This window comes from Streptomyces sp. NPDC026673 (assembly GCF_040638135.1).
Taxonomy (GTDB): Bacteria; Actinomycetota; Actinomycetes; order Streptomycetales; family Streptomycetaceae; genus Actinacidiphila.
Map to the genome: position 1 here is coordinate 14,983 of NZ_JBEZXR010000071.1, position 12,913 is coordinate 27,895.

Genomic DNA, 12,913 nt, shown 5'->3' on the forward strand with positions numbered 1-12,913 from the left:
GACCCGGGCCGTCGGCCCGGAGCCGGGTGGAGGGCTGCCGCGACCGCGCGGCAAGGGGATTCCGCGGCTCGTCTCCGGTGTGCCGGTTCGACGAGGCGCGGTGCTGCGGGCGTGCCGCGGGCAGCGATGCGGGCAGGGATGCGTGCGTGTGGCCGCGTGGCCCCGTGGCCCCGGCTACGGCGAGACGGTCCGGGACTCCGCGCTTTCCGCGCCGACGCCGGTCGTCCGGAAACTGGCCCGGAACGCACCGGGCGTCACACCGAGGTGCCGCACGAACGCCCTGCGGAGGGACTCGGGGGAACCGAACCCCGAGCGTCGCGCGACGACCGGCATGGGGTCGTCGCCCGTCTCCAGCAGCACCTGGGCGGCCTCCAGCCTGACCTGTTCGACATAACGGGCCGGGGTGGTTCCCACCTCGTCGTAGAAGAGCCGGGTCACGTGCCGGACGCTGACGCCCGCCCTGCGGGCCATGGCCGAGAGCGTGTGGTTCGCCCCGGGGTCCTCGGCGACCGCCTCCAGGACCCGGCGGAGCATCAACTGGCGGGTGTGCGGGGCGCGGGCGTGCACGCTGAACTGGGACTGGCCTCCCGGTCGCTGCATGAAGACGACCATGTCCTTGGCGATCGCCCGGGCAACCTCGGCACCGTAGTGCTCCTCGACGAGTGCCAAGGACAGGTCGATGCCCGCGGTGACCCCGGCCGAGGTCATCATCCGCCCGTCGCGCACGAAGATGGCGTCGGGTTCGACCCTCACGGACGGGAAGCGCTGGGCCAGTTGCGAGGAGTGCCGCCAGTGCGTGGCGGCGCGACGGCCGTCCAGAAGTCCGGCCGCGGCCAGCAGGAAGGCTCCCGTGCACACCGATGCGGTGCAGCGGGCCTTCTCGTTGAGCTGCCGGACGACGTCGAGGAGCCCGTCGTCCTTGATCAGCGTCTCCCATTCGGGACCGCCCGGGATCACCAGGACGTCGCACGGTTCCTCGATGTCGTCGACGGAGACGTCGGCGCTGAGGCGGGTCCCCGCCGCGGTGACCACGTCCGCTCCGTTCTCGGAGGCGATGCGTATCCGGTAGCGTCCGCCGAACTCGTTCGCCGAGGCGAAGACCTCGATGGGTCCGGTCACATCGAGCAGCCGCACTCCCGGAAAGACGAGGACCGTCACGGCGAGCGGGCCCGTTCCAGGGCACTGGTGGTTCATCGGATGCCTCCGGGCCGTGCCCGGTGCGGACACCGGGCTCGATGGCGTGCCGGCGACAGCGGGTCCACCGGCGCGCCGCCGCGTTCCGCGCCGGGCTCGAGCCGACCGCCCGACGGACACCGGACCTGGGGACGGTTCACGGCCGACGAGGGACCGCCGTTCGTCGCATTGTCTCGTGTTCATCATGCGACCGTGACCAGCGCCGATGCCACGACCGCTTGGCTCCCTTGTGAGAGGCGCAGCCTCCCAGCCCGCTCGTCGGGAGCGGCGCGAACCCGCATGCGGATTCGTTGCCCTGCGGTCCACTCGCCACCGGCCCTACGCTTCGTCCGGTGACAGCGATACATCCCGCCGCGAGCGGCGCGGCCTGGGCCAGATTGACTTCGGCGACCGACATCGCGCGGCGCGTGGGTCTCGCGTGGCACTACATGCTCGGCTTCAATCGTGCGGCACCCGCCGAGGTACTCATCGAGCTCCTGGAGGCCGGTGAGACCGGCTTCCTGGAGCGCGACGACCTGCCGGAGGGCGTCGTGGACGCCGCGGTCGTCCACCGGTCACGGCAGGTGCGCGCCGGTGCCGCGGAAGCCGGCCGGCTCTCCGCGGCCCAATGGGACCGGCTCATCGCCGCCTCGCCCGAGCCGGACCTGCGTGAGCAGTTGACGGAGCTCGCCGAGGAACGACTGGCTGCCCGGCGGCTCTCGCGCGGCGGCCGGGGCGTCGGGCGCGCGCCCCACCCCGATGCCGTGCCGCCGACGACACCGGAGGAGCTCGCCGTGATGGTCTCCGAGGTTCCCGACATCGACCCGGAGGACATGACGACGGGCCTGTGGTGGGTCGGCGCGTTGCACGCGGACCCCGATGCCATGCGCCGGCTCGCGCGTTCCCCCAAACTGCTGGTCCGCCGCAGTGTCGCGAGGGCACCCCGCCTGCCCGCGGACGTGGTGGAGCTCCTCGCTCGCGACGAGGACCGCGTGGTGCGTCTCTTCCTCGCGGAGTCCTGCGACGACGCCCCGCCCGAGATGCTCCTCGAGGTGGCGGGGTGGTGGGACGGGAGCTTCTCGTTCCCCGGCCGGCCGCGCAACCACCCCAACTTCCCCCGTGAGGGCCTGCTGCGCTTCGCGACCGACCCCAATCCGCGCCTGCGGGCCCTCGCGCTCGACGACCCCGCTTCCACCGGCGCGCTCGCCGAGCGGTTCGGCCACGATCCCCACGAGATCGTCCGCAGGGCCGCCGCCGAGGACCGCCGGCTCGCACCCGAGGCCGTGGTCCGTCTTGCGGCCGACGCCGACATGGGGGTGCGTTGGCGTGCGTGGCTGAACCCGGCCATGCCGCCCGAGGAGCTGGTGGGTCTCCTGCTCGATGCGCAGAGCGCGGAGACGGCCGTCCGCAACCCCCTCATCCCCGTCCCCGTCATGCACCACATGATCGCGGTCGGCACTCGGTTGCGGGACGCTCCGCGGCGACGGCAGCGGGGGTGAAGGCCCGTCAGGCATGACGCGCACCCTGATCCGCGCACCTTCGTGGGCGGGCGGGTGGCGGGCGCCTGCCCGCCGGAAGTGCCGGTCAGCCGTCGGCGGGCCGGTGGTAGCGCTCGGCGATGACGCCGCGGAGCCCCGCGGCGTCCCGCAGCCTTTGCTGGCGGGCGGCCGAGTCCTCCCACGCCGCGGTGTCGGGAAGGGTCGGGATGCAGACGAGTTCGCCCAGGTCCAGGCCGGTGAGCGCGGCGCGGACGAAGGCGTCCGCCTCGACGAAGGACTCCTGTGGGAACACCGAGTCGTCCATGCCCGAGGCCTCGAAGAACTCGGTGCGCACGGGGCCGGGCAGTACGACCTGGACGCGGATGCCGCTGCCTTCGACGTCGCGCTGCAGGGCACGGGAGAAGTGCAGGTCGTACGCCTTGGAGGCGCCGTAGGCCGAGCCGTCGGGCGGGGCGTGGAACGCGCCGATGGAGGAGATGTTGATCAGGGTGCCGGAGCCGCGCTCGCCGAAGGCGAGCAGTGCGGCACGGGACAGGCGGGTCAGGGCGAGGACGTTCACCGCCACGAGGCGGTTCAGGTCCGCGGGTTCCACCCGTGTGAGGGGACCCAGAGCGCCCAGCCCTGCCGCGTTCACGACGACGGCGAGGCTGTCGTGGCCGAGGACGGCCTGTTCGACCCGGGCGAGGCCGCCTTCCTCGGCGAGGTCGGCGGCGAGGACCGTGGCTTCGAGGCCGGTGTCGCGGTGGATGGCCTCGGCGAGTTCGGCCAGCCGGTCCGCGCGGCGGGCGACGAGGACCGGTGCGTATCCGCGCAGGGCCAGTTGCTCGGCGTAGGAGCGCCCGATCCCGGAGGACGCTCCGGTGATCAGTGCGGCGGGTGCGTGGTCGGTGGTCATGGGAACCCTCCGAGGGCGGGCCGGTCCCATCCTGGTGAACGGGCCCGGTATCCCCATGGTGGTGGCCCGTCGCCGGCGGCGCTCCGCGAGGCTCGCCGGCCGGGGTCCGGACGTGGCCGGCGCCGGCCAGCCCCGCGGCCCCCTCCCCGCCCGGCGGGGTGGGGGAGCCGCCGTGGGTCAGCCGTCGGTGTCGCCCGTGCCGCCCCGGGCGGTGAGCACGGCCAGCCGGACCAGATCGGGCCCGGTCAGGCCCGGCCAGCCGTGCACGGCCTGCCGCCATTCCCGCGGGATGGCGGAGCAGCCCCAGCGGGCGCCCAGCAGGGCGCCCGCGATCGCCGCGACGGTGTCGGTGTCCGTTCCGGCGCGTACCGCCGCCTCCAGGGCGAGGCGCAGATGCCGGGCGGGGACGGCGCCCTCGACCGGGTCCGGCTCGGGGACCGCCGTACTGGTGACGGCCGACCAGGCCGCCTGCAGCGCTTCGACGACCCAGCGGTTGCCGGAGAAGTGCCGCGGCGGGTGGGCCTCGGCCTCGTCCAGCCGCTTCACCCATCTGTCCCGTCGCTCCGCGGGCAGGAGGTCCAGGCCGGCGCGGACACCGTCGAAGGTGCCGTGCAGCACCGCGGTGCGGATGCCGGAGCACCACAGCACGCAGGCGTCGGCGCACTCGGGGTCGGGGTGGGTGAGCGCGCTGACGGCGGTGGCGGCCGCGGCCATGGCGTCGGCGTCGCCGAGGTGGGCGAGGGCCACGATCCCGGTCCGCATCAACGAGCCGTTCCCCGCGGTGAGCCGGTGCCCGGCGGTGTACTGGCGGGCGGCCTCCAGCAGCGCCTCACCCGGGGATCCGGGCATGCGGCCGGCGGCGTACAGCACGGTGCGGGTCTGGGCGCCGATGTCGCTGGCGCCTTCGCTCCGCCAGCGCCGGAAGTTGACGGCGATCGCGTCCAGCGCCTCCGGAGCGCGCAGATCCGCCCCGGTCGCCGCCACTTCGGCGATGCAGACCTGCATCTGGGTGTCGTCGGAGTACTCGCCCGGCTTGTACGGCCCGAGCCCTCCGCCGGTCATCCGCGGCTGCTGATCCTCGCGGAGCGTCGCCTTGAACTCATACGGCACCCCGAGCGCGTCGCCGACGGCGGCGCCGAGCAGGACCCCGGCGGCCCGGTCGGTGCCCCGGGCGTCCAGGTGCGGGTTCGGTGTGCGCGTCATGGGCGTCTCCCTGTGATGCGGTGGCCTGCGGGCGGGCCGGAAGGGCGGTGTGGTGCGGGCGGTGGCCGTCCCGGGCGGAAGCGATCGCGATGGTGCGGGCGTGGGGGAGAAGGCGATCGGAGGATCTTGGGACGCCGCGTCAGCCTGGCATGGCACGCACTTATCGTCAAGGAGACGTTATGGGGTGGTTGGGCGATCCCGCACGGATACGGACGGCCTGCGGCAGCGGCCGGCGAACTCGGCTCCGCGGAAGCCGATCGGTGCCCCAACCGCGGCCCCGGGCAGCCGGCCTGAGCCCGGCGCACCCCGCGGCGCGCCGGGCTCCGCGCTCGGATCACCGCCTGCCGGGCGGGTGTCCACGCGGCCTCTCGCGGACGACGGCGCCGGTGGCCGCCCCTCGTGGCCCCGTCATGAGGCGTCGGAACCGATGGCCCTCAGCATCGGGATCCGCGCGGCTTGGCGGCCCGGCCAGAGGGAGGCCAGGGCGCCGATCGCGGCGGTGACGAGGAAGAAGAGCGTCGCCCTGCCCCACGGGACGACCAGGGGGACGCCCTCCTGGCCGAGGACGGCTGCCGCACCGATCGCGGTGCCGGCGACGAGACCCAGTGCGGAGCCGAGGAGGCAGATGGTCACGGATTCGATCCGCAGCAGGGAGCCGATGCCCCGCCGGTCCATGCCGAGGGCCCGCAGCACGCCGATCTCCCGCACGCGCTCGAAGACGGCCATGCCCATGGTGTTGACCACTCCGAGGGCCCCGATCAGCACGGTGACGCTGAGCATGGCGTACATGATGTTCAGGAACGGGCGGGTCCTTGCGGACGCGGCCGCCCGGGCGTCGTCGCGGTCCTGGACGAGGAGTGCGGGGTTGTCCAGGGTGCGCCGGATCTCTCGCTGCAGCGCGGCCGTTCGGCCCGGGGCGGCGTCGACCAGCACGGATTCGACGGTCGGCCGCCGTGCGGCGCCGCCGGTGTGCGCCAGTGCCCTGTCGGAGAGGAGGACGGGGGCCAGCGTGTCCGTGCCGTCGTGGATCGCCACGACGGGGAGGCTGATCCTGGTGCCCGTATCGGTGAGGGTGCCCGTGACGCGGGAGCCGAGCCGCCAGTGCCGGCGTTCGGCCGTCCGCCGGGTGACGGCCACGCCGTGGTCGAGCCGGTCCAGCGATCCCTCGCGCACGGAAAGCGGCGCCAGACGCCGTACGGTGGCGGGGTCGACGCCGTTCACCGCCACGGAGTCGCCGCCGGACAGGTCGAGATAGGTGCCGATGACCGGGGTGACGGCCTCGGCGTCCGCGAGCCGTGCGACGCGGGCGGCGGTGTCGTCGCCGATCTCGCCGAAGTCGACGGCGGTGATGCGCAGATCCGAGGTCATGAGGCGGTCGGCGTCCTGCTCGTCCATCCGGATCACCGAGACCACGGCCACGGTGACGGCGGTGATCACCGTGAGACCGACCATGAGGGTGGTCGCGGTGGCCGCCGTACGGCGGGGGTTGCGGCGGGCGTTCTCCACGGCGAGCCTGCCGCGGACGCCCGCCAGCCGGGTGAGCGGGGCGCGCAGCACTCCGGTGACGCCCAGGGCGATCAGGGGGGTGAGGACGATCAGCCCGATCAGGAGGACGGGTGCGGCGCCGAAGAGGAGGTCCTGGCTGCCGACGGCGGCCGCGACCAGCAGGGCACCGAACGCGGTGACCACCAGGCCGACGACGTTGCGGCGGCGCAGCGAGGCGGCTGCGGGCGGTTCACCGCTGCGCAGCGCGGCCACGGGCGGCACGGCCGCCGCCCGGCGGGCCGGGAGGAAGGCCGACAGCACCGTGACGCCGATGCCGACCGCGAACGCCGCGACGAGCGGCGCGACGGACAGGACGCGCAACGGGGCGCCGGTTCCCTCGGTGACGCCGAACAGCGCGTTCAGCAGCGCCGCGACACCGATGCCCAGGCCGTACCCGCCGACCGAGGCGGCCGTTCCGACCAGGGCGGCTTCGGCCAGGACCATCCGCAGCACATGCCGCCGGGTGGCGCCGAGTGCGCGCAGCAAGGCGTGCTCGCGGGCGCGGGCCGCACTGAGCATGGTGAAGGTGTTGGCGACCAGGAGCGTGGAGACGAACAGGGCGATGCCGGCGAAGGTCAGCAGGAGTCGGGTGAGCTTCTGATCGCCGCTGACGGAGGCCGCCACCTCGGCGTCCAGGTCCGCTCGCGTCACGGCCCGCAATCCGGTGGGCAGCAACGGCCGGGCCTCCGCGGCGAGCCGGGCCTGCGACGTGCCGTCGGCCGCGGTCAGGGTGATCGCCGAGTAGCCGCCCCCGGCGGGGGCGAACCGCTCCCGCGCGGTGCGGGTGTCGAAGGCGATGAGCGTGCCGCCGGCCGCCGACCGGGTGTCCCGGGCGGTGAAGACGCCCACCAACCGGGCGGAGCGGGCGGTGCCGTCGACGACGACGCGCACCCGGTCGCCCACCTGGTACCCGGCCCGCTCGGCGGCCCGCCTCTCGACGGCGACCTCCGCGGCGGTCCGGGGGCCGCGGCCCGCGGTGAGCGGGTAGCGCGGGTCCTCGCCCGTACGGCCGCGGACGAAGTTGACGCCCGCGGAGTGGTAGAGATCGCCGGCCAGCGTGCCGTCGGCGCCGGCGAGGAAAGCGCGGCCCTCCACAGTGCCGCGGACCGCGGCCGCGCCGGGCAGCGCGCGCAGCCGCCGGAGCAGCGCGTCGTCGAGCCGGGGGGCACCCGCGGCGGAGCCGGCCGGCGGCGGAGGGGCGGAAGGATCCGCCGCGACCTCGACGGACACATCGGGTTGGGAGTTGGCCCGCGCGCCGGCCAGCGCCGTGGCGACGGAATCGCCGTAGATCAGCGATCCGGTCACGAAGGCCACGCCGAGGAGCACGGCGAGGGCGGGCATCGCGAATCGCAGGCGGTGGGAGCGCAGGGTGCGGACAGCGGCACGGAACATCGACGGCCTCCGGGAGCGGATCGGCGGGTGGTGGGTCGTCACGGTCGGCCGACTCGCCGCGCGACGTCGAACGCCTTCATCTGCTCCAGCACTCCGGCCGCGGTCGGGTCCGGCATCTCGTGGACGAGGCGTCCGTCGGCCAGGAACAGGGCGCGGTCGGCATGGGCGGCGGCGACCGGATCGTGGGTGACCATCACGATCGTCTGGCCCAGTTCGCGGGCGGAGGAGCGCAGGAAGGACAGGATCCCCGCTGCCGAGCGGGAGTCGAGGTTGCCGGTGGGCTCGTCGGCGAAGACGATCGCCGGACGGGTGGCCAGGGCCCGGGCACAGGCCACCCGTTGCTGCTGGCCGCCGGACAGTTGGGCGGGGCGGTGACCGAGCCGGTCCGACAGCCCGAGGAGCCCGACGAGTTCGGTCAGCCACGCCCGGTCGGGGGCGAGCCCGGCGAGGTCGCCCGGCAGGGTGATGTTCTCCCAGGCGGTGAGGGTGGGCAGCAGATTGAAGGCCTGGAAGACAAAGCCGACGCGCTCGCGCCGCATCCGGGTCAGCTGGACGTCGTTCAGCGAACCCAGGTCGGTCTCGCCGATGCGCGCCGTGCCGGAGGTGGGGGTGTCCAGTCCGGCCAGGCAGTGCATGAAGGTGGACTTGCCGGAGCCGGAGGGCCCCATGATCGCGGTGAACTCGCCCCGCAGGAAACGGGCCGTCACCCCGTCCACCGCCGTGACGCGGGTCGCGCCCTCGCCGTGGACCTTGGTCAGACCGTCGGCGGCGGCGACCACCGTGCCCGGCCTGCCGGGGGCCGGGAGGGTGTCCGTCCTCTGGTTCATCGTCTCGCTCCTGCGCGGGTGCTCGTGGAATGGCGGATCGCCCCGCGGGATCGACCGCATGGGATCGACCGCACGGCGGGGAGGACGCGGCCGGCGGTCTCCGGGGCGTCCGTGGCGGTCCGATCCTTCGATGTGGCGGGGGCGCGGCGGATCCACCGGAATGCCGAACCGGCGCCGCCCGCCTCGGTCGAATGGCCGAGGCGGCGGGTGCGGCACGGGCGTAGCGTGACCTGCCATGATCTCCGCATTCCGCGCCTGGTCCCGTATCCGGCAGGCCGTCCTCTGCCTTGTCGGCACCGCACTGGTGGTCCTCGTGACGCTGGAGGGAGCGAACGCGCCCTACGCACCGGTGGCCGTGGCGACGGTGGTCTCCGGGATACTCTGCCTGGCCGCGCTGGTCGTGCCGGAGCACCGTTTCGCGCGGCAGGCCGCCCTCGCCACGGCCGCCTCGTGCGTCCTGACCGCGGTGGAGACGCAGTTGCCCCAGCGCCCGGAGAACACCCCGGGCATGGTGGAGTTGTGCGCGTTGCTGCTGCTGATCACCCGCGCGGTGCGGCGCCGTCCGGCGTCGAGGGCGCTCCTCCACACGGCGGGAGCGGCTCCGGCCGCCGTGGCGCTTCCCCTGCGGATCGCCGAGTGGGACGCCAACCTCGGCACCCTGATCGGCCTGATCGCGGTGTTCGCGGTGCCGTTCGCCGTGGTGCTCGGGCTCTGCCTGCGGTGGTACGACGCGCTGCGCGCTCGGGAACGCGAGGCCATCCGGCAGGCCCAGCGCCTGGAACACGCCCGCGAACTCCACGACTTCGTGGCACACCACGTCACGGCGATCGTCGCCCGGACCAAGGCCGCGCGCTTCGCGGCCGCGGCCGGCCACACCCAGACCCCGGAGGAAATCGACCGGATGCTCGCGGAGATCGAGGGAGTCGGATCGCAGGCGATGGGGTCGATGCGCGCCATGGTCTCCGTCCTGCGGGACGCCGCCGCGCCCGCCGCCACGCGTCCCACGGCCGATCTGAGCACGCTGCGGGACCTCACGGACGAGTTCTCCGTCCTGGGACCGCCCGCCGCCCTGACCATCGATCCGCGGCTCGCCGACCACGGCCTCGCGCCCGAGATCACCACCGCCGTCCACCGCGTCGTACAGGAGTCACTGACCAATGTGCGCAAGCACGCCGCGGCAGCCGGCCGCGTCGAGGTGCGGGTCGCCCTGCTGTCCGGCGCCCCGGACCGGCTGGAGGTGTCCGTGACCGACGACGGCCGAGGGGGTACCGCGGGGGTACGTGAGACGGCGGACGGGCGCGGTTACGGTCTGGTCGGCCTGGCCGAACGCGTCGAGGCGATCGGCGGGCACGCCACGGCCGGTCCGCGGGACGGCGGCGGCTGGTTCGTGCGCGCCGCCCTCCCGCTGAACGCTGCTTCCCCCGCCGGCTGACGGCCGGTGCACCGCCTGCGATCATGTCCGGCATGACGATCCGGGTGCTCATCGCCGACGACCAGGAGATGGTCCGCGCCGCCTTCCGCATGATCCTGGACTCCCAGCCGGACATGCGGGTCGTCGCCGAAGCGGCGGACGGCGCGGCGGCCGTGGAACAGGCCCGACGGATACGGCCCGACGTCTGCCTCCTGGACATCCGCATGCCGGAACTGGACGGGCTGGAAGCCACCCGCCTCCTGGCCGGACCCGGCGTCCCGGACCCCGTGAACGTCCTGATCGCCACCACTTTCGACCTGGACGAGTACGTCTACCGCGCACTGCGCAACGGCGCTTGCGGCTTCCTCCTCAAAGACGGCGCCCCGGGCCTGCTCACCGAAGCGGTACGCGCCGCGGCGGCGGGAAACGCCCTCATCTCCCCTTCGGTGACCGTCCGTCTGCTCGCCCACATGGCGCCCCGCGACCAGCTCCAGCCCCGCGACCGGCGTGCGGCCGCCTCCGAGGCCCGACCGCTCCGGTCCGCGAAAGCCGGTTCCGGCGGAATGGCCGAACCCCTGACGCAGCGTGAGCTCGACGTCGTACGCCTGGTCGCACGCGGCCGTACCAACGAGGAGCTCGCCGCCGAGCTGTACGTCACCCTGTCCACGGTCAAGACCCACCTCGGCAACGTCCAGCGCAAGCTCGCGGCCCGCAACCGGGTCGAGATCGCCGCCTGGGCCTGGGAGAACGGCATCTGCACCGGCGACCGGGGCTGACCGCGGGCGGGGCGGAGCGCGCCGCGGCCCTTGTCAGGCCGCGGCACCCAGGTTCCCGGTGAAGAACCCGGCGAGCTTGTCGACGGCGGGGTCCACGTACTGCTTCCGGTCGTAGAGGTCGACGTGACTGGCGCCGTCGATCCAGTGGATCTCCTTGGGCCCCGTGGCGCGCTGGAACGCCTCGACGCTCATCCAGGAGGTGACGGCGCGGGCGCCGACGATCATCAGCAGCGGCCGCGGGCCGATCAGCGGGACGGCGGCGAAGGCGTCGAAGGCCGCGATCCTGTCGACACTGGCCCACGTGAGGAAGCTCCCCGAGCGGGGGTGCCGGGCGCGCGGGGTGCGGTAGTACTCGAAGCCTTCGACACCGTGGTCCCCGCCGAGCGTACGCGCCTGTTCGGCGGTGTCGGGGAAGAGGGTGAGCACCGCGGGCTCCTCGCCGTGCGCCTCGGCGGTGCGTGCCCGGGCGGCGGCGCCGAGCATGTCCTGGAAGACGGCCGGGTCCTGGGCTCCGTCGGCCCCCAGGCGGAACTGGCGGGCGATGTCCGCGGCGCTCACGGTGCCGACGGCCCTGATGCGCTGATCACCGGCGGCCGCGGCCAGGACATAGCCGCCGGAGGCACAGATCCCGAGGGCTCCGATCCGGCCGCTGTCGACCTCGCCGCGTGTGGTGAGGAAGGACACGGCGGCCTTGACGTCCTCGACGCGTTGGGCCGGATCCTCCAGGCCGCGGGGCTCGCCGCCGCTCGCGCCCTGGTAGGCCGCGTCGAAGGCGAGCGTGACGAAGCCCCGCTCGGCCAGGTGTCGCGCGTACAGCCCGGCGGCCTGTTCCTTCACCCCGCTCCCGGGGTGCCCGACGACGATCGCCGGACGGGGCCCTGCCGCCGGGGCGTCGGGGGTGTGGAGGTGGCCGGCGAGCGTGATGCCGGCGCTGTCGAAGGTGACGGAGGTGACGGAGGTCTCGGCCATGGATCTTTCCGTTCCGTGGTCTTCCCGCAGCCGCTCATCAGGGGCTCCGGGTCCCGGCACCATGCCGGGCATGCATCCACCATCGCCGCAGCTCAGAGGGGGTGGAAGAGGCAGATTCCTGCCTGGGAAAGATCCTGCCCCCTCACTCGGGCCGGTGGGCGGGTCACAATGGAGGGCATGGCTCCGGCATCCGATCCCCGCGCCCTCGGGGCCTTCCTGAAGGCCCGCCGCGCACAGCTGGCACCGGGCGAATGCGGTCTGCCGGAGACGGACGCTCCCCGCAAGGTGGCGGGGCTGCGCCGCGAGGAGGTCGCCCGGCTCGCGGCGATCAGCGTCGACTACTACACGCGACTGGAACAGGGCCGTGTCAGGGCGTCCGCATCCGCGCTCGCCACCCTGGCGGGCGCACTGCGTCTCGACGACGACCAGCAGCGGTACCTCTATGAGCTCGCCGGCAGGACCGACGCGCGCCCCGGCCGTCGACGGCCGGCGCAGCGCGTACGGCCCGCCGTGCGGCGGCTGCTCGACCAGCTCACCGCGACCCCCGCCCTGGTGCTCGGCACCCGCATGGACGTCCTGGCCTGGAACACCGCGGCGGCAGCCCTGTACACCGACTTCTCCTCGATCCCGCCGGGCCGGCGCAACTACGTGTACCTGCTGTTCACGGACCCCGCCGTCCGGGGTCTGCACCGGCAGTGGGAACACGACGCCCGCGACGCCGTCGCCGCGCTGCGGATGGAGGCGGCCGCGGACCCCCACGACCCCGAACTCGCCCGGCTCGTCGGCGAGCTGGCCGTACAGGACGCCGACTTCCGCACCTGGTGGGCCGAACACCGCGTCATCAGCTCCGGTTACGGCACCAAGCACTACCGGCACCGTCTGGTGGGCGACCTCACGCTGGACTGCGACACCTGGAGCAGCCCCGACGGATCGGGGCAGCGCCTCATGGTCCTGACCGCCGAACCCGGCAGCCCGTCGCACGACGCACTGCGGATCCTCACCTCATGGACGGCCGGGCAACCGGGCGCGGCCCGGACGGAAGGACACGGCGAGTAACCGGCCGCGATGCCGGAGGGGACGGAGACGTCGCTCGTCGGAGGCGTCCGCGCGTGCTCATGACCGGGCGGCGATCCGCCCGAACTCCGGGCGGTGGCCGCGGTGTCGGGAGCCTGACGACGGCAGCGGCGCGGCGGCCCGCGACGAGGGCGGACACGGCGGCCACA

At 74.2% G+C, this 12,913-nt stretch carries 10 protein-coding genes; 4 read left to right on the forward strand and 6 right to left on the reverse strand.

The annotated features are described in order from the left end of the window. Window positions 1–174: 174 nt before the first annotated feature. On the reverse strand, window positions 175–1,194 hold the full coding sequence (locus AB0F62_RS33610; protein ID WP_361808184.1) for a DJ-1/PfpI family protein: 1,020 nt from the start codon (window positions 1,192–1,194) through the stop codon (window positions 175–177). A gap of 332 nt (window positions 1,195–1,526) precedes the next feature. Here AB0F62_RS33610 and AB0F62_RS33615 point away from each other — a divergent pair, with 332 nt between their 5' ends. After that, the gene (locus AB0F62_RS33615) at window positions 1,527–2,672 is read left to right on the forward strand and encodes a hypothetical protein (protein WP_361808187.1); all 1,146 of its coding nucleotides are present in this window, start codon (window positions 1,527–1,529) and stop codon (window positions 2,670–2,672) included. 85 nt (window positions 2,673–2,757) lie between these two features. Here AB0F62_RS33615 and AB0F62_RS33620 read toward each other — a convergent pair whose 3' ends face one another. From AB0F62_RS33620 to AB0F62_RS33635, 4 genes are all read right to left on the reverse strand, one after another. After that, a complete protein-coding gene (locus AB0F62_RS33620) occupies window positions 2,758–3,567 on the reverse strand; it encodes an SDR family NAD(P)-dependent oxidoreductase (protein WP_361808190.1) in 810 nt (269 codons plus the stop codon). Between the two features lie 177 nt (window positions 3,568–3,744). After that, window positions 3,745–4,770, reverse strand: coding sequence for an ADP-ribosylglycohydrolase family protein (locus tag AB0F62_RS33625; RefSeq protein ID WP_361808193.1), 1,026 nt, complete (start codon window positions 4,768–4,770; stop codon window positions 3,745–3,747). Window positions 4,771–5,178: 408 nt separating this feature from the next. Further along, window positions 5,179–7,707 carry an ABC transporter permease gene (locus AB0F62_RS33630; RefSeq protein WP_361808196.1) on the reverse strand — a complete coding sequence of 843 codons (2,529 nt, stop codon included), beginning with the start codon at window positions 7,705–7,707 and terminating at the stop codon, window positions 5,179–5,181. 38 nt (window positions 7,708–7,745) lie between these two features. Continuing rightward, window positions 7,746–8,534, reverse strand: a complete 789-nt coding sequence (locus tag AB0F62_RS33635) for an ABC transporter ATP-binding protein (RefSeq protein ID WP_361808199.1) — start codon at window positions 8,532–8,534, stop codon at window positions 7,746–7,748. 235 nt (window positions 8,535–8,769) lie between these two features. Between AB0F62_RS33635 and AB0F62_RS33640 the strand changes: the two genes are divergently transcribed. Further along, window positions 8,770–9,966: an ATP-binding protein gene (locus tag AB0F62_RS33640; RefSeq protein ID WP_361808202.1), complete on the forward strand. Its 1,197-nt coding sequence runs from the start codon at window positions 8,770–8,772 to the stop codon at window positions 9,964–9,966. Window positions 9,967–9,998: 32 nt separating this feature from the next. After that, window positions 9,999–10,721 carry a response regulator transcription factor gene (locus AB0F62_RS33645; RefSeq protein ID WP_361808205.1) on the forward strand — a complete coding sequence of 241 codons (723 nt, stop codon included), beginning with the start codon at window positions 9,999–10,001 and terminating at the stop codon, window positions 10,719–10,721. A gap of 33 nt (window positions 10,722–10,754) precedes the next feature. On the opposite strand, the gene AB0F62_RS33650 is transcribed toward AB0F62_RS33645, so the two are convergent. Further along, window positions 10,755–11,690, reverse strand: a complete 936-nt coding sequence (locus tag AB0F62_RS33650; RefSeq protein WP_361808208.1) for an alpha/beta hydrolase — start codon at window positions 11,688–11,690, stop codon at window positions 10,755–10,757. Between the two features lie 177 nt (window positions 11,691–11,867). Here AB0F62_RS33650 and AB0F62_RS33655 point away from each other — a divergent pair, with 177 nt between their 5' ends. Then, complete coding sequence (locus AB0F62_RS33655) at window positions 11,868–12,746, forward strand: helix-turn-helix transcriptional regulator (RefSeq protein WP_361808211.1); 879 nt, start codon at window positions 11,868–11,870, stop codon at window positions 12,744–12,746. The last annotated feature ends 167 nt before the right edge of the window (window positions 12,747–12,913 follow it).